This window comes from Kitasatospora sp. cg17-2 (assembly GCF_054031055.1).
This window is the reverse complement of record NZ_CM132923.1, coordinates 5357810-5382182: the sequence shown is the minus strand read 5'-3', so window position 1 is coordinate 5382182 and position 24373 is coordinate 5357810. Positions and strand designations below refer to the sequence as shown.

Annotated in this window: 18 protein-coding genes; 9 read left to right on the top strand and 9 right to left on the bottom strand. The window is 74.4% G+C overall.

All coding sequences use genetic code 11. From position 1 onward, the window contains the following. Nucleotides 1-137: 137 nt before the first annotated feature. From ACW14Y_RS22830 to ssd, 3 genes are all read right to left on the bottom strand, one after another. Complete coding sequence (locus ACW14Y_RS22830) at nucleotides 138-1286, bottom strand: type II secretion system F family protein (RefSeq protein WP_456983230.1); 1149 nt, start codon at nucleotides 1284-1286, stop codon at nucleotides 138-140. Nucleotides 1287-1505: 219 nt separating this feature from the next. Further along, nucleotides 1506-2912, bottom strand: coding sequence for a TadA family conjugal transfer-associated ATPase (locus ACW14Y_RS22825; protein ID WP_456983228.1), 1407 nt, complete (start codon nucleotides 2910-2912; stop codon nucleotides 1506-1508). Beyond that, nucleotides 2912-4033, bottom strand: coding sequence for a septum site-determining protein Ssd (gene ssd / locus ACW14Y_RS22820; protein WP_456983226.1), 1122 nt, complete (start codon nucleotides 4031-4033; stop codon nucleotides 2912-2914). Before ssd ends, ACW14Y_RS22825 begins: the two co-directional genes overlap by 1 nt. Nucleotides 4034-4938: 905 nt before the next feature. Between ssd and ACW14Y_RS22815 the strand changes: the two genes are divergently transcribed. Beyond that, nucleotides 4939-5715: an HAD family hydrolase gene (locus ACW14Y_RS22815; RefSeq protein WP_380299631.1), complete on the top strand. Its 777-nt coding sequence runs from the start codon at nucleotides 4939-4941 to the stop codon at nucleotides 5713-5715. A gap of 469 nt (nucleotides 5716-6184) precedes the next feature. On the opposite strand, the gene ACW14Y_RS22810 is transcribed toward ACW14Y_RS22815, so the two are convergent. Further along, nucleotides 6185-7099 (bottom strand): oxidoreductase, encoded by a 915-nt coding sequence (locus ACW14Y_RS22810; protein ID WP_456983224.1) that lies wholly within the window; start codon nucleotides 7097-7099, stop codon nucleotides 6185-6187. Between the two features lie 215 nt (nucleotides 7100-7314). Between ACW14Y_RS22810 and ACW14Y_RS22805 the strand changes: the two genes are divergently transcribed. From ACW14Y_RS22805 to acs, 3 genes are all read left to right on the top strand, one after another. Then, nucleotides 7315-8304 carry an ATP-binding protein gene (locus ACW14Y_RS22805; RefSeq protein ID WP_380299612.1) on the top strand — a complete coding sequence of 330 codons (990 nt, stop codon included), beginning with the start codon at nucleotides 7315-7317 and terminating at the stop codon, nucleotides 8302-8304. 522 nt (nucleotides 8305-8826) lie between these two features. After that, nucleotides 8827-11280: a SulP family inorganic anion transporter gene (locus ACW14Y_RS22800; RefSeq protein WP_380299613.1), complete on the top strand. Its 2454-nt coding sequence runs from the start codon at nucleotides 8827-8829 to the stop codon at nucleotides 11278-11280. Nucleotides 11281-11491: 211 nt separating this feature from the next. Beyond that, nucleotides 11492-13468, top strand: a complete 1977-nt coding sequence (gene acs / locus ACW14Y_RS22795; protein WP_380299614.1) for an acetate--CoA ligase — start codon at nucleotides 11492-11494, stop codon at nucleotides 13466-13468. 128 nt (nucleotides 13469-13596) lie between these two features. Here the strand turns inward: acs and ACW14Y_RS22790 are convergent, their stop codons facing one another. Further along, nucleotides 13597-14811 (bottom strand): serine hydrolase domain-containing protein, encoded by a 1215-nt coding sequence (locus tag ACW14Y_RS22790; RefSeq protein ID WP_456983221.1) that lies wholly within the window; start codon nucleotides 14809-14811, stop codon nucleotides 13597-13599. A 513-nt stretch (nucleotides 14812-15324) separates the two neighbouring features. On the opposite strand from ACW14Y_RS22790, the gene nhaA reads away from it, so the two are divergent. From nhaA to ACW14Y_RS22770, 4 genes are all read left to right on the top strand, one after another. Continuing rightward, nucleotides 15325-16725: a Na+/H+ antiporter NhaA gene (nhaA, locus tag ACW14Y_RS22785; RefSeq protein WP_456983219.1), complete on the top strand. Its 1401-nt coding sequence runs from the start codon at nucleotides 15325-15327 to the stop codon at nucleotides 16723-16725. A gap of 266 nt (nucleotides 16726-16991) precedes the next feature. Then, nucleotides 16992-17468 carry a phage holin family protein gene (locus ACW14Y_RS22780; protein WP_030392654.1) on the top strand — a complete coding sequence of 159 codons (477 nt, stop codon included), beginning with the start codon at nucleotides 16992-16994 and terminating at the stop codon, nucleotides 17466-17468. 107 nt (nucleotides 17469-17575) lie between these two features. Then, on the top strand, nucleotides 17576-18652 hold the full coding sequence (locus ACW14Y_RS22775; protein ID WP_380299618.1) for an alpha/beta fold hydrolase: 1077 nt from the start codon (nucleotides 17576-17578) through the stop codon (nucleotides 18650-18652). 166 nt (nucleotides 18653-18818) lie between these two features. Next, complete coding sequence (locus ACW14Y_RS22770) at nucleotides 18819-19076, top strand: hypothetical protein (protein WP_380299619.1); 258 nt, start codon at nucleotides 18819-18821, stop codon at nucleotides 19074-19076. A gap of 150 nt (nucleotides 19077-19226) precedes the next feature. On the opposite strand, the gene ACW14Y_RS22765 is transcribed toward ACW14Y_RS22770, so the two are convergent. The 4 genes from ACW14Y_RS22765 to ACW14Y_RS22750 all read right to left on the bottom strand — a co-directional run bounded on the left by ACW14Y_RS22765 (nucleotide 19227) and on the right by ACW14Y_RS22750 (nucleotide 23068). Further along, nucleotides 19227-20411, bottom strand: coding sequence for a MarP family serine protease (locus ACW14Y_RS22765; protein WP_380299620.1), 1185 nt, complete (start codon nucleotides 20409-20411; stop codon nucleotides 19227-19229). A 67-nt stretch (nucleotides 20412-20478) separates the two neighbouring features. Beyond that, nucleotides 20479-21210 (bottom strand): NUDIX hydrolase, encoded by a 732-nt coding sequence (locus ACW14Y_RS22760; protein ID WP_456983216.1) that lies wholly within the window; start codon nucleotides 21208-21210, stop codon nucleotides 20479-20481. An 11-nt stretch (nucleotides 21211-21221) separates the two neighbouring features. Then, on the bottom strand, nucleotides 21222-22112 hold the full coding sequence (gene nth, locus ACW14Y_RS22755; RefSeq protein ID WP_456983214.1) for an endonuclease III: 891 nt from the start codon (nucleotides 22110-22112) through the stop codon (nucleotides 21222-21224). Nucleotides 22113-22228: 116 nt separating this feature from the next. Next, on the bottom strand, nucleotides 22229-23068 hold the full coding sequence (locus ACW14Y_RS22750) for an isocitrate lyase/PEP mutase family protein (protein ID WP_380299623.1): 840 nt from the start codon (nucleotides 23066-23068) through the stop codon (nucleotides 22229-22231). Nucleotides 23069-23277: 209 nt separating this feature from the next. Here ACW14Y_RS22750 and ACW14Y_RS22745 point away from each other — a divergent pair, with 209 nt between their 5' ends. Beyond that, nucleotides 23278-24327 carry a DUF5937 family protein gene (locus ACW14Y_RS22745; protein WP_456983211.1) on the top strand — a complete coding sequence of 350 codons (1050 nt, stop codon included), beginning with the start codon at nucleotides 23278-23280 and terminating at the stop codon, nucleotides 24325-24327. The last annotated feature ends 46 nt before the right edge of the window (nucleotides 24328-24373 follow it).

The window sequence follows — 24373 nt, the reverse complement described above, 5'->3', positions numbered from 1 at the left end:
CGCCGCACGCTCGGCCACCCACTCCATCCGTGTCCCTCCTCCTGCCCGACTCCCTCGTGCGCGCCCGTCCCTGCGGCCGCCCTCGCGGACCGTCGCGGGCTCCGGCGCCACCACGCGGGCCCGGCCCGGCACCCTGGTCACCACGGCAGCACCTCCCGCCGGAACGCCCCGCTCGGCCGCGCGGGGCCGGACCGGCTCCGTGCCCTGGTGCGGGTGATCCCGCAACGCCACTCCTCGGGCCCGTCGACGCCGCTCCTGTCCGACGCCCGGCCCCGCCCGGCACCCGGCTCACTGCCGGGCCCCTGGCCCGAGTCGTAGCCCGACTCGTGGCCCGGGTCGGTCACCGGCGCACCGTCGGCGGCCGCGCGGACGATGCGGGCCGTCCAGACCAGGCCCAGCCCCTCCAGGGCCGCGCCCACCGCCAGGGAGGCCAGCCCGGCGGGTGTGTGGAGCAGCACCTCCAGCGGCCGGGCGCCGAGTGCCGCACCGAGCAGCAACCCCGCCAGCGGCAGGGCCGCCAGGACCGCGATCGTGGTGCGCGGCGCCGCGAGTTCGGCGGCGATCTCCTCCACCAGCGCCCGCTCGACGCGCAGCGCCTCCGCCACTCCGTCCAGCCCGACCGCCAGACCCGAACCACTGGCAGAGGCGACCTCCCAGCAGGCGGCCACCGCCGCCGCCCCGCTCCCGCCCGGCCGTTCGGCGAGCAACCGGAACGCCGCAGGGACGTCCGCGCCGTACCGGCCGGCCGCGAGCCGGGCGACCGCCTCGGCACCGATCCGCTCCAGCACCGCCCGGTCGGCCGCGATCCTCGTGGTCACCAGGTGGAGCGCCTGCTCGGGTGTCGCCCCGCCGCGCAACTCGCCCGCCAGTCCGGCGCACAGCTCCACCACGGCGGCCGACCGGTACCGCGCCTCGGCCGCCGCGGCACGCCGCGACCGCCACCTGCGGGCCGGCAGGACCGCCAGGAGCGCCGCCAGCACCGGGACGGGCGACGCCGTCGCCCACCCCACCGCCAACCCCCCGGGCAGGAGCAGCAGTTCCGGGGCCCGCCGAACAGTCCGCCGGGGACCCACCGACCACCGCGCGACCGCTGCCACCGGTCGCGCTCCCACGCGGCCCACGCCGCCGCTCCCGTGCCCGGCCCCGCCGTAGTCGCCCGCGACCCCGGTCAGCAACGCACCGGCCCGACGACCACCCGCCAACTGCCGCTGCAGCCGGCACCACCCCGCCACCGCGACAACGGCCAGCACCAGCCAGCACCCCAGCACAATCCCGTACAGCTCCAAGGCCCTTGCCTCCCTCCTCGTCCCGATCACCGCACCGATCACCGCACTGACCACCGAGCCGACCGACAGGCCGACCGCGGCACCGACACCAGCCACGGCCGCGACCAGCGACCGTCCTCCGTCGGTCCCTCCACCCGCTCCCCGGCCCGAGGAGCAGCACCGCACCCACCGCGCAGCCGCACAGCATCAGCAGGAACGCCCCCTCCACCCGTCCCGCAGTCACGGCGGCCCGTCCGCGAGGACGACCCCACGGGCGGCGAGCAGCCGGCCGAGCCTGGTCCAGCCGGGCCCCGGCACCGTGCCGCCGTCCGCCGTGAACGCCACGGCGGGCGTGGTGACGGCCAGCCCGTGCCGGTCGCCGCCCAGGGTGTGGATCTCGGCGACCCGGCGTCTCCCGGTACCCGGCTCCCGCACCAGGTGCACCACCAGGTCGAGGGCCGCCCGGAGCTGGCTGTGCAGCGCCGGCCGGTCCATCCCGGCCAGCGAGCCGAGCGCCTCCAGCCGGACCGGGACGTCCGCCGCCGTGTTGGCGTGGACCGTCCCCGTGCCGCCCTCGTGGCCGGTGTTGAGGGCCGCCAGCAGGTCGGCGACCTCGGCGCCGCGCACCTCGCCGATCACCAGCCGGTCGGGGCGCATCCGCAGCGCCTGGCGGACGAGGTCCCGCAGGGTCAGCTCGCCCAGCCCCTCCTGATTGGGCGGCCTGGCCTGGAGCCGCACCACGTGCGGGTGGTCGGGCAGGAGCTCGGCGGAGTCCTCGGCGACGACGATCCGCTCCTCCGGACCGACCAGGCCGAGCAACGCCGCGAGGAGTGTGGTCTTCCCGGTGCCGGTGCCCCCGCTCACCAGCAGCGAGAGCCGGGCCCGCACAACGGCCGCCAGCAGCTCGCCGCCGCGCGGCGGGAGTGCCCCGCCCGCCACCAACTCGTCGACGGTGAAGGGCCGGGAGCGGCACACCCGCAGTGAGATGTGGGTGCATCCGGCGGCGATCGGCGGCAGGACGGCGTGCAGTCGCGTGCCGTCCGGCAGTCGGGCGTCCACCCAGGGCCGCGCGTCGTCGAGCCGCCGCCCGGCCGCCGTGGCGAGGCGGTGGGCCAGCCGCCGCACCGCCTCGGCGTCGGCGAAGCGGACGCCGGTGGCCCGGCGCAGGCCGCCGCCCCGGTCGAACCAGATCTCGTCCGGCCCGTTGACCAGGACGTCCGTGACATCGGGCGCCGCCAGCAGCCGCTCCAGCGGGCCCGCGCCCACCAGTTCGGCGCACAACGAGCGCACGGTGTCGAGGACGTCGTCACCGCCGAGCGGCGGCCGGGCGGCCCGCAGGGCGCTCGCCACCGAACCGGCGGTCGGCACGGCCCCGGACTCGGCCAGCCGCAGGCGGACGGCGTCCACCAGCGCGGCGGCGCGCTCCTCCCGCGCCGTCCGCCCGTAGGGGTTCGGTTCCGGCCCCGGCCGGGCCGCCGGACCGCTCCCGGGGCCGGGCAGGCCCCGCAGCACCCGCCGCTCGCCCGGCCCGTCACCCCCGTGCCCCGACCGGTAACCGCCCGCCGGAGCCGCTCCACCGGCCCCGCCGACGCCCGGCCGACCCGCGCCGGGATCCCCGGCACCGCCCGCCCTCCGCAGTCGCACCATCAGTACACACCCCCCTCGACCGCCGGCACCGTCGGCAGCACCTCGTCGAGGAAGGCCCCGCAGAACCTGGCGAGCGGCCCGCCCTCGCGGATGCCGGGCGGCACCCCCTGTTCGAGGTCGACGGTCAGGCCCGGCTCCGGATCCAGCACCCCGGCGAGCTGCATCCGCAGCCCCCGGGCGATCCGGTGCGCTGGGAGCCCGAACGGCCCAGGCGGACGCACCACCACCCGCACGTCGTCGAGCCGCATCCGCACCGACGCGGCCACCCGGTCGGCGGCCGCCACCGCCCTCAGCTCGGCGGGCACCACCAGCAGCGCCGTGTCGGACTGCTCCAGCGCCTGACCGGCCGCCGCGTCCAACCTCCGGGGCACGTCGACCACCACCAGACCGCCGCCCCGGCGCGCGGCGGCGAGGACGCTGCGCATGGCCTCGGACGGCACCGCCGGGGTGTCGCCGCGGTCCCAGGACAGGCAGGCCAGCGTGCCGAGCCGCTTGAGCGCGGGCAGCGCCCGGGCCAGCTCGGCGCCGCTGACCCGGCCCCGGGAGCCTGCGAGGTCCGGCCAGCGCAGGCCCGCCGCCGTCTCGCCGCCGAGCAGGATGTCGAGCCCGCCACCGAGCGGGTCGCCGTCGACGAGGACGGTACGCAGGCCCCGGCGCGCGGCGGTCACCGCGAGCGCGCAGGCCAGGGTCGAGGCACCCGCGCCGCCCCGGCCGCCCATGACGGCGACGGTGCGGGCGGGCGGGCCGACGCCCTCGACCGCGTCGGCGATCCGGTCGAGCAGCCAGGTCTCCGCGTCCGGCAGGAACAGCACGTGCTCCGCGCCGAGTTGGACGGCCCTGACCCAGACGCCGGCGTCGTCGAGGTCCAGCCCGAGCAGGAGCACCCCCGGTCTGCGGGGCATCGCGGCGCAGTGCCCGGCCCGGTCGTCGCCGACCAGGACCAGCGAGGCCTCCTCCCAGAGCTCGCGCGGCGGCGCACCCCGGATCAGCCTGGGATCGGTGCCGGCCGCCGCGCAGATCCGCAGCAGGTGCTCGGCCAGCGCGTCGTTCCCGGTGAGAACGAGCGGCCGGGCGGGCTCGGGCCCGCCGGTGGCGGCGTGGTCGGTGATGGGCTTCGACATGGCGGCTCCCCTGTCCCGGTGCCCGGCCGCGCACGGCGGCCGGGCACACCTGTGAAAGGTCCGGCAGTCGGCCGAGGGCCCAGGGGACCGGGCCCGGCAGCCGCTGCCGGGCATCACGTTGGACGGTGATCCCGATTCCGTCCTCCGGGTTCCGATTCCCTGTGGACAACTCGGGGGCTGTGGAGGAAAACGTTCACCCGGACGGGGGGCTATTGGACAAAGAATTGACTAATCGGGCTCACGGAGATGAAACCGCCATACCTGGCGGAGCGGGATAGGGACGCACGCGCCACGTACTCCCCGGAGCAGGTCCGATCCTCATTCCAGGGGAGGTGGCTCCGGAGCTGGACATGACCAAAGCTCTACGGAGAGTGACGAAATTGTCAGGACAGCCGGGCGGGCCGACACCCCCCGTAGAGATCGCCCGGATCAACCGGCGGATCCGCCGGGCCTGCCGTCCGAGCCCCGAAAACGGCTCCGGACGTGCGACGACCCCCGCCGGGGGGGAGAGCGGGGGTCGTCTATCCACGGCCCGACTCGGGGGGGAGGAGCCGGACCGGGTTAGCACGGTCGCGAACGATCCGTGACTTCCATGGTGTACCCGAGCGGCCAGAAACACAAACCCGCACGCCCGCGAGTACGCCGAATGGCGGGCAGTTTTGCGGAGCCCTCTATCCTCGGTTCCCGTGGACACCACCGAGAACGCCGACGAGTACGCCGACGAGTCCCCGGACTCCACCGCCGCAGCCGCTGCCGGAACCGGAGGGGCCCCGGGGTCCGACGGGTCCGAGGGGACGGCCGTGACCGCCCCGCGGCCCGGAGCGGCCGGCTCCGGCCCGTCCGCGACCCGCCCGGCGGCCGCGCGACCGCGCCCGGCCGGCCCGCGGACCGCGGCCTTCTTCGACCTGGACAAGACGATCATCGCCAAGTCGAGCGCCCTGGCGTTCAGCCGTCCGTTCTACCAGGGCGGCCTGATCAACCGTCGGGCCGTCCTGCGAAGTGCGTACGCCCAGTTCGTCTTTCTGGTGGGCGGCGCGGACCACGACCAGATGGAGAAGATGCGGCAGTACCTCTCCGCGCTGACCCGGGGCTGGAACGTGCAGCAGGTCCGCGAGATCGTCGCCGAGACCCTGCACAACCTGATCGATCCGATCATCTACGACGAGGCCGCCTCGCTCATCGAGCAGCACCACGCGGCCGGCCGGGACGTGGTCATCGTCAGCAGCTCCGGCTCCGAGGTGGTCGAGCCGATCGGCGCACTGCTGGGCGCGGACCACGTGATCGCCACCCGGCTGCAGATCGAGGACGGCTGCTACACCGGCGAGATCGAGTACTACGCCTACGCCGAGAACAAGGCCGCCGCCATCCGGGAGTTGGCCGAGGTCGAGGGCTACGACCTGGCCGAGTGCTACGCCTACAGCGACTCGTCGACGGACCTGCCCCTGCTGGAGGCCGTCGGCCACCCGTCGGCGGTCAACCCCGACCGGGCGCTGCGCAAGGAGGCACTGGCGCGGGAGTGGCCGGTCCTGGTCTTCGACCGGCCGGTGGAACTCCGGCGGCGGCTCCCGGAGTTCTCGGCGCCGAGCCGCTCGGTGCTGACGGCGGTGGCGGTCGGCGCGGCGCTCCTGACCGCAGGCGCCGTCTGGTACGCGACCCGTCGGCGCCGCCACCCCTCGGCCTGACCCACGGAGCCCCCGACCGGGGCGACGCCGGTCCGACACCCCTTGGACAAACCGGGCAAAAGTCGAAGACTTCCCATTTCGGGTTCCCCTTTCGCCCGAAACGCGATACAAAGGAATCACGGCCCGCGAGACCCGGTCAGGACCTAAGAGGTCAAACCGACAACGCAGTTCAGGCCCCACGGACCGTGTGCACAGATAACCGAGCACCCACATGCAGCCGACCCGCTGTCGGGCCGCCGCACCAGACGAACGGGCAGGATCCCCGTCTGATCGGCACTTTCCGGTGCATGCATGGTCACCCGGCATCTGTGCCAGCGGCGGCACCCGGCAGGATCAGGTGCCGCCGCATCCTTGTGTCCGGAGCGCGGCCGGAGCCCGCCCGAAGCCGTCCGCGGCTCGCGGGGCCCGCCCAGGAGCGGTCCGCGGCCCGTTCACGCACCGGACCGGGGCCCGCCCGCGCTCGGCCCGCTCAGACCATGCCGCGCTGCATCGCCTCGCAGACCGCCGTGCTCTCCCGGACCCCGAGCCGCAGCGCCCGCCCACAGTGGCCGATCCAGGCCGCCAGCCCCTCCGGCGTCCCCGCCAGGTAGCCGGCCAGCGCGCGCCGGTAGGCGTCCGTCCCCAGCTCCACGAGCCCCACCTCGGCCGGGCAGATCGACTTCGGGTCGAGACCCTCCGCGATCAGCACGATCCGCGCGGCGGCGCGGGCGATCAGGCCGTTGTAGGAGCCGAACGGCCGCAGCGCCAGCAGTTCGCCCTGCACGATCGAGGAGACCACCAGGGCCGGCGTCCCGACCCCCTGGCCCTCGGCGCGGGCCACCAGCAGCCGGGACAGCTGGTCCAGCCGGGCGGCGACCTCCTCCGGGCCGGGCGGCGCCGGCAGGGCCGGCACGGGCCCCTCCGGAGCGGCCGGCCCGGCGGACGGGGCCGCGTCCGCCGCGACCCCTTCGGCGGGCTTCAGTTCCAGCGGGAAGAGGTGCTCGACGCCCTCCCCGGCCTGCCTCGGCCGGCCCGCCACCGGGTCGGTGTCGCCGACCGCCAGCAGGTGCAGCCGGGCCAGCACCTGGAGCGGCGAGTGCCGCCAGATGCTCAGCAGCTGCCCCGCCTCGGCGGAGATCCGCAGGGCGGCGCCCACCGTCCGGGCCTCGGGGTCGGCGCCGAAGTCGCTGCGGCGGCGGACCTCCTCCAGCGGCCAGTCCGAGCCCGCCAGCGCGGCGGAGGCGCGGGCGCCGCGCAGGGCCGACTCGGAGGTGACCTCGGCCGCGCGGCGGCGCATCACCCGGTGGCCGTAGAGGCGGTCGACGGCCTTGCGCACCTCGGCCACCGCGTCGGGCACCCCGGGGAGCTGGGCCAGCGGGGCGAGGGGATCTGTTCCAGTGCTCACCTACCCGAGAGTAATGACCCGGACGCCCCTGCCGGAACAGCAACCACGCATCACCCGTTCGAGGCAATCCTCACTTCCCTCCCGTAAACGGCCCGAAACCCCGGATAGCATGACTGTCGAAGACGATAACGATTTCCAACTCGGAAGATCGTCGACCTCGTCGCGGCGCGGACCGCGGGCGCGGCGGGTCCTGGAGCGAGAGCCGGAGTCCCAAGATGAAGATCGCCTTCGTCGGCAAGGGCGGCAGCGGCAAGACCACGCTGTCCGCACTGTTCATCCGCCACCTGGCCGCCGCGGGCCGCCCGGTCCTCGCCGTCGACGCCGACATCAACCAGCACCTCGGCCCGGCCCTGGGGCTGACGGACGACCAGTCCGCCGCCCTGCCCTCGCTCGGGGCCCACCTGCCCGGCATCAAGGAGTACCTGCGCGGCGGCAATCCGCTGATCCGCTCCGCCGAGGAGATGATCAAGACCACCCCGCCGGGGCGCGGCTCGCGGCTGCTCCGGATCGTCGAGGAGAACCCGGTCTACGCCGCCTGCGCCCGCCCGATCGCGCTCGACGAGGGCTCGGTCCGGCTGCTGGCGACCGGCGCGTTCACCGAGGAGGACCTCGGCGTCGCCTGCTACCACTCCAAGGTCGGCGCGGTCGAGCTGCTGCTGAACCACCTGGTCGACGGCCGGGACGAGTACGTGGTGACCGACATGACCGCCGGCTCCGACTCCTTCGCCTCCGGCCTGTTCACCCGCTTCGACCTCACCTTCCTGGTGGCCGAGCCCACCCGCAAGGGCATCTCGGTGTACCGCCAGTACCGGGACTACGCGCAGGACTTCGGCGTCCGGCTGCGGGTGGTCGGCAACAAGGTGCAGAGCCAGGACGACCTGGACTTCCTCCGCCGGGAGGTCGGCGAGGACCTGCTGACCTCCTTCGGGCACTCCGACTGGGTGCGCCGGCTGGAGCAGGGCGCGCAGCCGCCGCTGCGCGCCCTCGAAGCCGCCAATCGCGCGGTGCTGGACGAGCTGAGGACGGCTGCGGACGCCGCGTACGACCTGCGGGATCCGCGCCGCTACACCGAGCAGGCCGTCCTCTTCCACGTGCGCAACGCCGAGAGCTGGGCGAACGCCAAGGTCGGCATCGATCTCGCCACCCAGGTCGACCCGGACTTCGTGCTCGGCGACGAGCCCGCGGCGGCCGGCGCGACCGTCTGACCGGAGCCGCGCCGTCCGGCGCCGACGCGGAGCACCCTCGCACCGCACCACCGCAGCGACCACGGCCGCGGTCCCGGAGACGGGGCCGCGGCCCTCGCACATCCGCCCCGCCCCGCCCCTGCTCCGGCCCGCGGAACCGCCGCAGCCCCCGCCGCAGCGCCGCCACCAGCAGATTCCCGTCTGTTCGACCACCACCCAATGGGGTGAATCAGGCGGATATTGCCTGTCGCTCCGGATGACGCTGTGCAAAGCTCTCATTACCCTCGGTTTACCGAGTCTTGATGTTCCGCATCCGTTCCGGCGCTCCTCGCCGTGGCCTGGCTCCTCCCAGCGCCCCGCCGAGTGACCGCCGGGGCCCCCGATGGTCCAAGGCCCGGCCGGTGACACCCGCACTCCCGGCCCGTCCGCACCATCCCGCCACACCGTCGCGACCCACGACAGCCGATCCGCTCCACCGAGCCCATGACCGGACTCACCGCCGGACCTGACTGCGTTCGTTCCCCCGGACAGACGGGAAGACCCATGACCCTCGACATCTCCAGCGCACCCATCGCCTCCGACACCACCGACCACGCCCCGCCGGGTCGACGCCCCCGCGCCTCCTGGGCGCAGGACCTCTCGGCCTCCCTGGTGGTCTTCCTCATCGCCGTACCGTTCTCCCTCGGCATCGCCCTGGCCACCGGCGCCCCGCTCACCGCGGGCCTCGCCGCCGCGGCCGTCGGCGGCATCGTGGTCGGACTGTTCGGCGGCACCCCGCTGCAGGTCAGCGGCCCCTCGGCCGCCCTCACCGTGATCACGGCCGGGCTCATCACCCAGTACGGCTGGCAGGCCACCTGCGCCATCACCCTCGCCGCCGGCCTGCTCCAACTCCTGCTGGGGGTAAGGCGGGTGGCCCGGACGGCACTGGCCGTCTCGCCCGCCATCGTGCACGGCATGCTGGCCGGCGTCGGCCTCGCCATCGCGATCGCGCAGTTGCACGTCGTCCTCGGCGGCTCCCCGCAGAGCTCGGCCCTGGCCAATCTGCTCGCCCTGCCGAGCCAGTTGGCGGCCCCGCACCCGTCCGCCCTGATTGTCGGCACGGTCACCGCCGCGGTGCTGCTCGGCTGGCCCCGGCTGGGCCGACTCCCCGGCCGCTACGGCGAGTTCGGCACCCGGCTGACCAAGGTCCCCGGACCGCTGGCCGCCGTCGCCGCCGCCACCACGCTCGCGGTCGCGCTGGACCTGCGGCTCGCCCGGGTCGACCTGCCCGCCTGGCAGCCGCACGACCTCGTCCCCGACCTGCCGCACGGCCCGCCCCTCGCCGTCCTCGCCGCCGTGCTGACCGTCACCGCCGTGGCGAGCGTCGAATCACTGCTCTCCGCCGTCGCGGTCGACCGGATGTCGCACCGCACCGGGGACCTCGACCGCGAGCTGCGCGGCCAGGGGCTGGCCAACATGATCAGCGGGCTGGTCGGCGGACTGCCGATCGCCGGCGGCGCGGTGCGCAGTACCGCCAACGTCCGGGCCGGTGCCCGAAGCCGTTGGTCCTCGGTACTGCACGGGGTGTGGGTGCTGGCGGCCGCGCTGGCCCTCACCGGCGGGCTGCGCCGGATCCCGCTCGCCGCGCTCGCCGCGCTGGTGCTGGTCGTCGGCCTGCAGATGGTGAGCTTCGCGCACATCCGGAAGGTCCACCGGCACCGGGAGTTCCCGGTCTACCTGGTCACCGTGGTCTCCGTGGTGCTGTTCGGCGTGCTGCCGGGCGTGGCGCTGGGCGCCGCGACGGCCGTGCTGCTCGCGCTCTACCGGCTGACCCGCGCACACGTGGACGTACTGGCCGGCCCCGACGGCACGCTCACCGTGGAGACGCACGGCCCGCTGACCTTCGCCGCCGTGCCCCGGCTGAGCCGGGCGCTCGCCGGTGTGCCGGCCGGCGCCGAGGTCACCGTCGTGCACGACGGCTCCTTCCTGGACCACGCCGCCTACGAGACACTGCACAGCTGGCGCACCGGCCATCAGGCGGGCGGCGGGCGGGTGTCGATGGTGACCCGCCGCCAGGACGACGAGGTGCTCGATCCGGACGGCACCGTCCGCACCGGCAGCTCCCCCGGCCCGCACCGCTGCCGCGCGTGGACGCCCTGGGTCGGCCACCACTGCATCGAACAGCAGGAGGACCCGCACGTCCGGCTGCTCGACGGGGTGCGGGTGTTCCAACTGCACACCGCCCCGCTGGTCCGGCCCGAGCTGGCCCGGCTCGCCCGGGAGGGACAGACGCCCTCCCAGCTGTTCCTGACCTGCGCCGACTCCCGGATGGTCACCAGCATGATCACCAACAGCGGCCCGGGCGATCTCTTCACCGTCCGCAATGTCGGCAATCTGGTGCCGGCGCCGCACGAGCCGGGCGCGGCCGACGACTCGGTGGCGGCGGCGGTGCAGTACGCGGTCGAGGTGCTGGAGGTGCGGTCGATCACCGTCTGCGGGCACTCGGGCTGCGGGGCGATGAAGGCCCTGCTGGACGGGGTGCACGAGCAGCCCGGCCGGCCCACGCCGCTGGCCCGCTGGCTGCGCAACGGCCGGGGCTCGCTGGACCGGCTGCGCCGGATCCCGGCGGAGTTCACCGACCGCCCGGTGGTCGATGTGACCGAGCAGCTCTGCGTCACCAATGTCGTCCAGCAGCTGGACCAGCTGCTGGCCAACCCGGCCGTCGAGCGGCGGGTCGCCGAGGGCACCCTGCGGCTGGTCGGCATGTACTTCGACTTCGCCACCGCACAGGCCTATGTGCTCGACCCGGAGAGCGGCCGGTTCGGTCCGGTCGAGGCGGTGGCACCGACCTCCGCGGCCGCGGACACGCCCGCGGCCGCCGCAGTCGCAGCCGCGTCCACCCCGCACGGGGAGCACGACACGCCCGAACGAGTGAATGAATTCGAACAGGTTCCGACCACCGGTACCGTCACCGCGGATCCGGCCAGGGACGGCGGCGGCCCCGGCCTGGCCGCCTGAGAGCCGGGCCCGCGTCCGGCCGGGCGGGCCAAGGACGCGGGCCCACCTCCTCGGGCCGCCCGAGACGCCTCCGACCTCGGGCGGCCGTTCGACGAGCGATCAAAGGTCTACACCAATTAGCCAGAGCCTCTTGTCAACTGACCTCTTCGCCTGGTGAGCTGTGCGCTGGGACACACGGGACAATCCCCACGCACGGGAAACGACCCCGATCATGACTCATGAGGAGTGCGCGTTGAGCAACGAGAGCCTGGCCAACCTGCTCAAGGAGGAGCGGCGTTTCGCCCCGCCGGCAGAGCTCGCCGCAGCCGCCAACGTCACCGCGGCCGCGTACGCCCAGGCATCCGAGGACCGCCTCGGCTTCTGGGCCGAGCAGGCCCGCCGCCTCACCTGGGCCGTCGAGCCCACGCAGACGCTCGACTGGTCCAACCCGCCCTTCGCGAAGTGGTTCGCCGACGGCAAGCTCAACATCGCCTACAACTGCGTGGACCGCCACGTCGAGGCCGGCCACGGCGACCGCGTCGCCATCCACTTCGAGGGCGAGCCCGGCGACGGCCGCGCCATCACCTACGCCCAGCTCAAGGACGAGGTCTCCCAGGCCGCCAACGCCCTGCTCGAACTCGGCGTCACCAAGGGCGACCGCGTCGCCATCTACCTGCCGATGATCCCCGAGGCCGTCGTCTCGATGCTCGCCTGCGCCCGCATCGGCGCCACGCACTCCGTCGTCTTCGGCGGCTTCTCCGCCGACGCCGTCGCCTCCCGCATCCAGGACGCCCGGGCCAAGCTCGTCATCACCGCCGACGGCGGCTACCGGCGCGGCAAGCCCTCCGCCCTCAAGCCCGCCATCGACGAGGCCCTCACCAAGGCCGAGGGCGTCGAGCACGTCCTCGTCGTCCGCCGCACCGGCCAGGACACCGCCTGGACCGAGGGCCGGGACGTCTGGTGGCACGAGCTCACCGCCCGCCAGTCCACCGAGCACACCCCCGAGGCGCACGAGGCCGAGCACCCGCTGTTCATCCTCTACACCTCCGGCACCACCGGGAAGCCCAAGGGCATCCTGCACACCACCGGCGGCTACCTCACCCAGGCCAGCTACACCCACCACGCCGTCTTCGACCTCAAGCCGGAGACCGACGTCTACTGGTGCACCGCCGACATCGGCTGGGTCACCGGGCACTCGTACATCGTCTACGGCCCGCTCTCCAACGGCGCCACCCAGGTCATCTACGAAGGCACCCCCGACACCCCCCACCAGGGCCGGTTCTGGGAGATCGTGCAGAAGTACGGCGTCTCGATCCTCTACACGGCGCCCACCGCGATCCGCACCTTCATGAAGTGGGGCGACGACATCCCCGCCAAGTTCGACCTGTCCTCCCTGCGGGTGCTGGGCAGCGTCGGCGAGCCGATCAACCCCGAGGCCTGGATCTGGTACCGCGAGCACATCGGCGCCTCCACCGCCCCGATCGTGGACACCTGGTGGCAGACCGAGACCGGCGCCATCATGATCAGCCCGCTGCCCGGCGTCACCGAGACCAAGCCCGGCTCCGCCCAGCGCGCCCTGCCCGGCATCGCCGCCACCGTCGTCGACGACAACGGCACCGAGGTCGCCAACGGCTCCGGCGGCTACCTCGTCCTCACCGAGCCGTGGCCCTCCATGCTGCGCACCATCTGGGGCGACGACCAGCGCTACATCGACACCTACTGGTCGCGCTTCGAGGGCCGCTACTTCGCCGGCGACGGCGCCAAGAAGGACGAGGACGGCGACATCTGGCTGCTCGGCCGGGTCGACGACGTCATGCTCGTCTCCGGCCACAACATCTCGACCACCGAGGTCGAGTCCGCCCTGGTCGGCCACCCCTCGGTGGCCGAGTCGGCGGTCGTCGGCGCCACCGACGCCACCACCGGCCAGGCGATCGTCGCCTTCGTCATCCTGCGCGGCACCGCCACCGACAGCCCGGAGCTGGTCGAGGAGCTGCGCGCGCACGTCGGCCGCACCCTCGGCCCGATCGCCAAGCCGAAGCAGATCAAGGTCGTCGGCGAGCTGCCGAAGACCCGCTCCGGCAAGATCATGCGCCGCCTGCTGCGCGACATCGCCGAGGGCCGCGAGATCGGTGACACCACCACCCTCGCCGACTCCACCGTGATGAACCTCATCCAGGCCCAGCTCCCGCCGGCCGGCTCCGAGGGCTGACCGGGAGGTCCGACCTCGCACCGCTGCTCCGTGCCACACCCTGAACGTGGCGCGGAGCAGCGGGCACGACGGTGCCCCGGGCGGTTGCTACCGCCCGGGGCACCGCTGTGTCCGAGCAACTGCGGGGGTCAGCCCTCGCCGAATTCGGCGATCAGGACCCGCAGGGTGTCGTGCGCGCTCTGCGCCAGGGCACGACTGCGCAGCGGCTGCCCGCCGGCCAGCACCGCCAGGCCCACCTGGGCCCGGGGACTGAACCCGACGAAGGCGGTGGACCGCCGGGCGGCACCCACGTGGTAGACCACCTCGCCCGCGTCGACCGGCCCCACCCCGTCGGCCGCCGCACGCCCAGCCTCAGCCTCCGGCACCGGCACGGGAACAGGTGCGGGAACAGGCAGGGGCACCGGCACCACCGGCCCCCCTCCCGCCCTCGGTTCCGCCGCCCCGGCCCGAAGGGCGCGCTGGTTCCACCCCAGACAGATCCGCGGCCCGCCGCGTCGCCCGTCGGTGCGTGGGCGCCGCACCTCGTTCAGCGCCGTCCGCAGCGCCGCCGCGTCGGCCCGCTCGGGGAGCGGAACGGCGTCCAGGGCGAGGTGCGCCTGGAGGTAGCGGAGCATGTCGTCCGCCGTGGAGCGGAGCGCGGCGGCGGCCGGCAGGGCGGGCAACCGGAAGGACGGCACCCTGCGCCCGCGCCGGTATCCGGCGTCCTCCTCCCGGCCGGGGCCGCAGGAGGTGTCCATCAGGCCGAGCGGCCCGCAGACCCTGGCGGCGAGCAGATCGTCGTACCGCTGCCCGGCCGCGTTGGCCAGCAGCAGGCCGAGCAGTCCGCAGCCGAGGTTGGAGTACCGGACCTGGGTGCCCGGCGTGCCGCGCACCGCCGTCCGGGGCAGCGCCCGCAGCAGATGGGCCGGTCCGAAGGTGGCGTAGGGACGGGTGAACCAGCGCGGGACCTGCCCGGGCAGCACCCCGTCCGGCAACCGGGGCAGCCCGGAGGTGTGGGTGGCCAGGTGGAGCAGGGTGATCGGACGCTCCTGCGGGTAGCCGGGGGCCGCGTCGGCGGGCAGGTAACGGTCGATCGGATCGTCGTAGCCGACCTCTCCTCGGGCGGCCATCTCGGCCAGCAGCAGGCCGGTGAAGGTCTTGGTGACGGAGCCGAGTTCGAAGCGGGTGTCGGCGCGCACCGGGCGTTCGGTGGAGCGGACGGCGTGGCCGCGGCAGGCGACGGTCCGCTCGTCGCCGCGGATCACCACGACGGCGGCGCCACCGGCCGGTGCGGCGGCACGGAACAGCGGGCGGAGCAGGCGGTCGAGTTCGGGGTCGGGCGGGCCGTACAGCGGGGCATTCATCGGACGGCGCTCCGGCGGCCGGACCGGGACGTGCGGTGCGAACAGGACGTGCGGTGCGAACAGGACGTGCGGTGCGAACAGAACGGACAGTGCGAACAGAACAAACGGTGCGAGCAGGACGGACGACACTCGCGAGACGTATACGAACGGAAGGATAAGAGCGGCGGTCTGGGCACGGCGGCGCCTCCACAGCGCGAAGGTGGGGGACCCGGGGAAAGCCCCCGGTCCGGGGCTCCGACCTCGGCCGGGCCCTGCGATCGACGATAGAGAGCCGTTCACCCGTCTGCACGCCGCCGACTCCGTTCGGGTGCCGGTCGGCCGTACGGACGGGTGCACAACAGGCCACCCAGGCTTAAGTCCTGAAGTATGACAATCCGGACGTCGCCTTGTCGGTTCCCGTTATACTGTCAACGACGCATCAAGATCCGCGTCACAGGGCGAGCCGGGAAGTCTGGTCGGCAATGCACCACCGGTGCATCTCCGTACACCGTCCCCGCCCCCAGGAGGCCGCGCGTGGCCAGCCAGCCGCCCGTCCAAGAGCCGACGACCCGACGCCGCCAGTTCCTCGGCAGGCTGTCCCTTCCCGAGCGCACCTACATCACGGACGCGCTGCGCACCGAGACCGTCGGCGGCGTCCTGCTGCTCCTCGCCTCGGTCGTCGCACTGATCTGGGCCAATGTCTGGCCGGCCGCCTACCAGTCCGTCCTGGACTACACCGTCGGCCCGTCCACCCCGCTCCACCTGGACCTCAGTCTGGACGCGTGGGCGAAGGACGGACTGCTGACGATCTTCTTCTTCGTGGCCGGGATCGAGCTCAAGCGCGAGTTCGTGGCGGGCGAACTGCGCAGCCCCAGCGCCGCGATCCTCCCCGTCATAGCCGCCGTCTGCGGCGTCGCGCTGCCCGCGATCGTGTTCGCGGTGGCCAACGCCGGCCCCGGCGGGCATCCGAACGGCTGGGCCATTCCGACCGCCACCGACATCGCCTTCGCGCTCGGCGTGCTCGCCGTGGTCGGCAGCCACCTGCCCTCGGCGCTGCGTGCCTTCCTGCTCACCCTCGCGGTGGTGGACGACCTGATCGCGATCCTGATCATCGCGGTCTTCTACAGCTCCGGCATCAAGTTCTGGGCGCTCGGGCTGGCCTTCGCCGGGCTGGTGCTGTTCTGGTTCCTGCACCGGCGCGGCGTCCACGGCTGGTACCTGTTCGTGCCGCTCGCCTTCGTGATCTGGGCGCTGATGCACGAGAGCGGCGTGCACGCCACGGTGGCGGGCGTCGCGATGGGCCTGCTGCTCCGCTGCCACCGGGAGGGCGACGAGAAGTCCTCCCCCGGCGAGCACATCGAGCACCTGGTCCGCCCGATCTCGGCCGGGTTCGCCGTACCGGTCTTCGCGCTGTTCGCCGCCGGGGTGACGATCTCCGGGCCCGCCCTGCGCGAGGTGTTCACCCAGGCGGCCCCGCTCGGCATCGTGCTCGGCCTGCTGGTCGGCAAGACCGTGGGCATCTTCGGCGGCACCCGCCTGGCCGCCCGCTTCACCCGTGCCGAACTGAATCCGCAGCTCAAGTGGGCGGACATGTTCGCCGTCTCGGTGCTGGCCGGCATCGGCTTCACGGTCTCGCTCCTGATCAGCGAACTCGCCTTCCCCGACGACCCGGCCCTCGCCGACCGGGCCAAGGCGGCCGTGCTGGTGGGCTCGCTGCTCTGCGCGCTGATCGCCACCGTGCTGCTGAAGCTGCGCAACCGGCACTACCGCGAGCTGTGCGAGGAGGACCGCGACGTCGACGGCGACGGCATCCCCGACGTGTACCAGCTGGACGACCCGGCCTGGCAGGCCCGCACGGCCGGACAGGCGGGCAGGCCGGACCGGCCGCAACAGGACGCCCACCCGGCCGACGAGGGCCCGCAGCACCCGCAGTGAGCCCGGTCCGAGCCCGGTCCGGGCCCGACCCGTGCCCTCCCAGAGCCGGGTCGAAGCCGGGTTCGAGCCCGGCCGGAGCCGGACCAGCCCGGAACACGTCCCTCGCCGGGCCCCCCGGAGTGGTGTCCGCTCCTCCGGTAGGGGCATGATTCTGAACTGTCGACAGTCCACCGACGCCACCGGGCCCGTCCCGGTACCCGGAACCACCGGGGAGCCGCACCGTGCGGCGGCGTCACTCGCCGCACGGCCGAAGAGGAGAACCGCTGATGCCCGCAGGAGCCGCAGACCCGTCCAGCAACGGCCGGGCGCCCTATGAGGGCGAGCGTTCGGTGGGGCAGCTGTTCGCCGCGGCCACCGCCGACCTGTCCGCCCTGGTCCACGACGAGATCGCGCTCGCCAAGGCCGAGATCCGCGCCGACGTCAAGCGCGGTGTCTCCGGCGGCGTCTCGCTGGCTGTCGCCGGTGTGGTGGCCCTGGCCGCCGTCCCGATGCTCAGTGCCGCCGCGGCGTTCGGCATCCACGCGCTGGGCCTCTCGCTCGGCTGGTCGTTCCTGGTCGTGGCCGGCGCGTACCTGCTGCTGGCCGTGCTGCTGGGCCTGCTGGCGCTGCGTTCGTTCAAGAAGATCGAGAAGCCGGTCCGCACCATCGAGGGTGCTCAGAAGACCGCCGACGTCCTGAAGAACGCGCGGCCGCGTCCCGCCACCAAGGAGGAGATCGACCGCGCCCTGGGCCGCATCCCGTAGGCCCGACCCCGGGGTCGTGGAGACGCGACCGGTGCTCGGCGGGCCCGAACGGCCCGAGTACGAGTGCCGGGCGCGTGTCCGGCGCGCGGATGTGACACGCTCTCGGTATGTCGCTCGACCAGAAGCCCGTGCCCGCACAGCCGTCCGCCGGTTCCGGCGACACCGCCTCCGACGGCACTGTCACCGATGACGACGGCACCGTCACCGGCGAGGGCGGCACCACCCCCGCCGACAGCGGCACCGCCCCCGGTGGTGGCGACGACGCCCAGGGCACGCCTCCGGCCGCCTGGGACGTCCGGCAGCCCGGACCGTGGACCCACCGCGACCTCGCCGCCAACGGCGCCCGCTTCCACATCGCCGAACTCGGCGAGGGCCCGCTGGTCCTGCTGGTCCACGGCTGGCCGCAGTACTGGTGGGCCTGGCGCCACCAGCTGACCGCACTCGCCGAGGCCGGCTACCGGGCCGTCGCCCTGGACCTGCGCGGCATCGGCGGCAGCGACCGCACCCCCCGCGGCTACGACCCGGGCAACCTCGCGCTGGACATCACCGGGGTGATCCGCTCCCTCGGCGAGAACCGGGCCCACCTGGTCGGCCACGCCTCCGGCGGCACGCTGTCCTGGGTCGCGGCCGTGATGCGGCCCTCGGTGATCCAGAGCCTCACCGTGGTCTCCGCCGCGCACCCCCGGGACCTCCGCCGGGCGCTGCTGACCGACCGGCGGCAGATGGCCGCCTTCGAGCACATCCTGGGCTTCCAGCGGCCGTGGATACCGGAGCGCCGCCTGGTCGCCGACGACGCCGCGCTGATCGGCCGCTACCTGGACGCCTGGACCGGGCGCAACCAGCTGGACCGCGCCGCGGTGGCCGCGTACCGGGAGGCGATCCGGATCCCCAGCACCGCGCACTGCTCGATCGAGCCGTACCGCTGGCTGCTGCGCTCGATGGCCCGGCCGGACGGCATCCAGTTCGCCCGCCGGATGAAGAAGCCGATCACCGCACCCACCCTGCACATCCAGGGGGCGGCGGACCCGGTGCTGCTGTCGCACACCGCACTGGGCGGCGGCGAGTACGTGGCCGCGCCGTACCGCTGGCGCCTGATGCCGGGGATCGGGCACTTCCCGCACGAGGAGGCGCCGGAGCAGTTCACGGCCGAGCTGCTGGACTGGATCGGCCGGCACAAGGACTGAGGCGGCGCGGGGCCCGGACCGGGGCCGAAGGTCCCGGAACCCGATCGGGGGAACCGGGCCCGAGGGCCCAACTCCCTTCAGGTGACGCACATATGACAAGCGCATAGGACACGTTGGTGGCCGGACGGGCGGTTACCCCTGTCGGCCCAGGGGCATCCATTGCGGTATGACCTGGATGCCCGATCGCGGCAGCGCCCCGCGCGGCCGACAGCACAGCGACAGCTCGCAGCGTTCCGCCCACCGTTCCGAGTGGGCGGAGATCCGCGGTTACGACCGCGGTCACGACAACGGCTACGACCGTGGGTACGACGGCGGCTTCGACGGTACGGACGGCCACCCCCGCGGGGAGGACCGGCTCGGTATTCCGCGCATCCTCGGCCGGCGCGCCCGCTGGGTGGGTGCCCGGCTCCGCCGCGACACCTGATCGGCCCGCGCACCCCGGCACCCGTCCCGGCTCCCGTCCCGGCACCATGCCCCGCCCGCCGTCCCCGACCTGACCCGACCCGACAGGTCACCCCGACAGGTCACTCCTACAGGTCGCACCGACAGGTCGCACCGGCGGCGGGCCGGCGGGTCAGAGCGCGCAGCCCTGGGTGTCCGCCCGGCCCGAGGCCACACTGCCCAGCTCGGCGTCCTCGCGCACCTCGGCCGCGGTCAGCACGTACCCGGTGTCCGCGCTGTCCAGCGACTTGGCGAACACCATCCCGTACACCTGGCCGTCCGGGGTGAGCAGCGGCCCGCCGCTGTTGCCCTGGCGCACCAGCGAGCGGACCGAGTAGACGTCGCGGACCACCTGGCCGCGGTGGTAGATGTCCGGTCCGTTCGCCTGGATCCGGCCGCGGATACGGGCCGGCTGGACGTTGAAGGCGCCGTTCTCCGGGAAGCCCGCCACGATCGCGTTGTCATTGGTCTTCGCCTCGCCGGCGAAGGTCAGGGCCGGCGCGTTCAGCTTCGGCACGTCGAGGATCGCGATGTCGCGCTGCCAGTCGTAGCGGACCACCGTCGCGTCGTACAGCTGGCCGACCCCGCCGATCTGCACGGTCGGCTCGTTGACCCCGCCGACCACGTGGGCGTTGGTCATCACCCGGTGCGGGGCGTAGACGAAGCCGCTGCCCTCCAGGGTCTTGCCGCAGGAGGTGGCGGTGCCGACGACCTTGACCAGGCTCTGCCGGGCCTTCGCCACCGCGGGGCTGCCGGCCAGCGTCGGATCGGGGATGTCGACCTGGGTGATCGGCTCGTGCTCGAAGGGGTTGAACACCTGCGGGAAGCCGTTGCGGGCGAGCACCTTGGAGAAGTCCGAGAACCAGTTCGGCGCGTCGGAGGGCAGGGTGTCCTGGACCCCGCCCAGGATCGCCGAGGTGCGGACCTGCTTGGAGACGGTCGGCAGGGACGTCCCGGCCAGCGCGGAGCCGATCAGCCAGGCCACCAGCAGCATCGAGATCACATTGACCACGGCGCCGCCGGCGGCGTCCAGCGCCCGGGCCGGGCGGCGGTCGATGTGGCCGCGCAGCTTCCAGCCGAAGTGGGTGGTGATCGCCTGGCCGATCGCCGCCAGCACGATCACCACCACCACCGCGATCACCGAGGCGGTCGTCCCGGGGCTGAGGTGGTCCAGCAGCAGCGGCAGCAACTGGACGGCGAGCAGTCCGCCGCCCAGGAAGCCGAGGACCGACAGCACACCGACCACGAAACCCTGCCGGTAGCCCGACACGGCGAATCCGATCGCGGCGGCGATCAACAGCACATCCAGGACATTCACCCGGACACCCTCCCACGACGGACCACCCCGCCGGGCGGGCGATGGTCGAATCCGCCCGCCGTCCGGTTCACTGCGACCCGGCCTCGCGGCCGAGCACCGCCCGGGAACGCTCGCGGTCGCCCTGCACCAGGTCCAGCGCCTCGTCCGAGAGCTCGACGATCCGGCCCGCGTCCCACGGCCGCTCCAGCCCGCTGTGGTGCAGCACCCGGTCGATCACCCCGGCGGTGAAGCCCCAGACCAGTCGGCCGCCGACCGCGAAGGCCGGCCCCATGTGGCCGGACGGGTGCCGCAGCCGGGCCCGGTTCACCGGATCGGTCAGCTCGTCGATCGGCACCCGGAACACCGCGCCGGTCTCCCCCAGGTCCACCGGCCGGACCGGCGACTCCTCGCGCCACCAGCCGAGCACCGGTGTCACCACGAACCGGCTGACCGGGATGTAGAGCGCGGGCAGCGTCGCGAACACCTGCACCCCGTCCGGGTCCAGGCCGGTCTCCTCCCAGGCCTCGCGCAGCGCCGCCGCCACCGGGCCGGGCCCGGCCGGGTCGCCGTCCTCCGGATCCAGCGCACCACCGGGGAAGGAGGGCTGGCCGGCGTGCGAGCGCAGCGAACGGGCCCGTTCGATCAGCAGCAGGTCCGGGCCGGTCGTGCCCTCGCCGAAGAGCATCAGCACGGCGGCCGCGCGGCCGCCGTCGTCCGGCGGCAGGAAGCGGCTCAGCTGCTCGGGCAGCACCCGCTCCGCGGCGTCCCTGACCGGCTCCAGCCAGGCCGGCAGTCCGTCCCGTTCGACCCCCCGCGCCATCCCCCGGTCGCTCACTCGGCCACCGCCAGGTCGGCGACCTCGCCGTGGTGGGCGGCGGCGTCGGCGCGGGCGGCGTCGGCGCGGGCGGCGGCCTCGCCGGGGAAGTCCGCGGGCGGGCGCAGCCGCTGGCCCGGCTGTCCGCCCATCTCGTACTTGAGCAGCTTCTTCGCCTTCTCGGGATCGGTCTCGCCCTCGCCGTAGGAGGGGCAGAGCGGTGCGATCGGGCAGGCTCCGCAGGCCGGCTTCCGGGAGTGGCAGATCCGTCGGCCGTGGAAGACCACGCGGTGCGACAGCATCGTCCACTCGGACTTCGGGAAGATCTCCGCGACCGCCGCCTCGACCTTCACCGGGTCCTCGTCGGTGGTCCAGCCGAACCGGCGGGCGAGGCGGCCGAAGTGGGTGTCCACGGTGATCCCGGGGACGCCGAAGGCATTGCCGAGCACGACGTTGGCGGTCTTGCGGCCGACCCCGGGGAGGGTGACCAGGTCCGCCAGCCGGCCGGGCACCTCGCCGTCGAACTCGTCGCGCAGCGCGATCGAGAGGCCGATCAGGGACTTCGCCTTGTTCCGGAAGAACCCGGTCGGCCGGATGATCTCCTCCAGCTCCGCCGGGTTCGCCGCCGCCATGTCCTCCGGCGAGGGGTACTCGGCGAACAGCGCCGGGGTCGTCTGGTTCACCCGCAGGTCGGTGGTCTGCGCCGACAGCACGGTGGCCACCAGCAGTTGGAACGGGTTGTCGAAGTCCAGCTCCGGGTGCGCGTACGGGTACAGCTCCGCCAGCTCCCGGTTGATCCTCCGTGCCCGCCGCACCATCGCCAGCCGCGATTCGGGCTTGGGCGCCCCGCTTGCCTTCCCCACCGGCTTCCCCGCAGACGCGGTCGTCCGGACCTTGCTCTCTGCCATGCGTGAAGGCTACGCCGGACGGCCGCGCTCCTGCGGCGGATCGGCCAGGACCGGACCGGGACGGACGGGGAGGGGCAGGGGATGGACGGCGGAGGGGCAGGGGGCTGACGGGCCGGTCAGCCCCGGAACAGCGCGTCGACGTCGCCGTAGCCGAGCGCGCCGGCCGGCTCCGTCAGGGTGCCGGGGCCGAGCAGCTCGGCGGCCGCCCGGCGGGCGGCGGTGTAGGCGAACTGGGTCAGCGCGGTGCCCACGCTGATCCGGCGCACCCCGGCGGCCGCGAGTTCGGCGACGCCCGGCCCGCCGGCCACGGCCATCGCGTTGACCGGGAGCGGCGAGCGGGCGCAGAGCGCGGCCAGCGCGTCGAGGTCCAGCAGACCGGGGACGAAGAGGCCGTCGGCGCCCGCCGCCGCGTACGCCTCGGCGCGGACGAGTACGTCGTCGAGCCCGCCCAGCCCGAACAGGAAGACATCCGTCCGGGCGTTGACCAGCAGCTCCGGCAGACCCGCCGTCTCCGCCGCCGAGCGGGCGGCGCGCAGCCGTCCGGCCTGCTCGTCCACCGTGAACAGCGGGCCGCCGGGCGCCGTCGAGTCCTCCAGGTTGACCCCGGCCGCGCCCGCCCCCACCAGGGCCCGGACCGTCTCGGCGACCTCGTCCGGGGTGGGCCCGTAGCCGCCCTCGGCGTCCACGGTGACCGGCAGGTCGACGGCGGCGGCGACTCGGCGGGCGGCCTCGACGGCCGTCGCGCGGTCGAGGCGCTGGCCGTCGCCCCGGCCCAGCGACCAGGAGACGCCGCCGCTGGTGGTGGCGATCGCGGCCGCGCCGGCCGAGGCGATCACGGCGGCGCTCCCGGCGTCCCAGGCGTTCGGCAGCACGAGCACGCCGTCCGCGACCAGCGCCCTCAGCCGCTCGGCCCGCGCGCGGAGGGTGGACGGCGGGAGCGGGGAGGAGGTGGACATGAGGGGTCACCGGCTTTCGGTTCGGGAGAGATCGGGCGGAGTCGGGAGGGATCAGGAGGGATCAGGAGGGATCGGGAGGAGCTTCGGGAGGCCCCGGGAGGCAGTGGCGGTTGCGCGCCGTCGACATCCTGCGGCCGGTCGGCGGGCCCCCTCCAGTGATTAAGCTGGGGCTGAATCCTGGGCCGGGGCGGGAGAGTGGGCGGGCACCGATGCGGACCGAACTCGCGTTCTCGACGGACGACCTGGCGCGGACCAGGTTCGCCGTCTCTCCCATGTGGGAGGTGGTGACCAGCCTCCGGGTACTGGCCCACCGAGCGGTCCCCGCCCTGCACCGGCCCTGGGCCGCGCGGGTCCGCCGGGCGGCGGAGGCCACCGGGCCCGCGGTGCGGCGGCTGGCCGTGCTGGTCCCGGCCGCCGGCCACCTGCCGGACTTCCTCACCCCGGTCCCCGCCGGCGCCGCTCCCGCGCTCACCGAGGAGCTGGCCGCGATCGCCGCGACCCCGCCCGAGCAGGTGCGGGCCGATCTCGACATCCTGGCCGGCGAACGCGGCGGCCGGCTGCCCGCCGCCCTCGAACCCCTGTACCGCGACCCGGCCGCCGGGCTGCCCCTGCTGGTGGCCGACGTCGAGGAGTACTGGGAGTTCGCGCTGCAGCCGCACTGGGCCCGGATCCGCGCGCTGCTGGACGCGGACGTGCTGCACCGGGCCCGGCAGGCCGCCGGGCGCGGCAGCGCCCAGGTCCTCGACGACCTCCACGAAACGGTCCGCTGGGACGGCGGCGCGCTGCGGCTGGAGCAGCGGCACTGCGCGGTCCGGCGACTGGACGCCGGGGCCGGGCTGGTCCTGGTGCCCTCGGTGTTCGCCTGGCCCCGGGTGCTGACCCGGACGCTGCCGCCGGACCCGCCGCAGCTCGCCTATCCGGCGCGCGGCGTCGCCGCCCTGTGGGAGTGCGGGCCGGTCGCCGACCCGGCCGAGGCGCTCGCCGCCGTCCTCGGACGCTCCCGGGCCCGGCTGCTCGCCGAACTGGACGCGCCGGCCTCCACCACCGAGCTGGCCCGGCGGACCGGACTCTCCACCGCCGGGACCTCCCAGCACCTCACCGCCCTGCGCGCGGCCGGGCTGACCAGCGCGCAGCGGGCCGGGCACGCCGTCCTGCACGCGCGCACCGCCGTCGCCGACGCCCTGCTGGCGGCGGAGGCGGACGGCCGGGCAACGGAGGCGGACGGCCGGGCGGCGGACACGGTCGGCCGGGCCGGGTGAGCCTCCGGCGACCGCCGGACGGTTCCCGGCCGGCGCCGAAACCGGG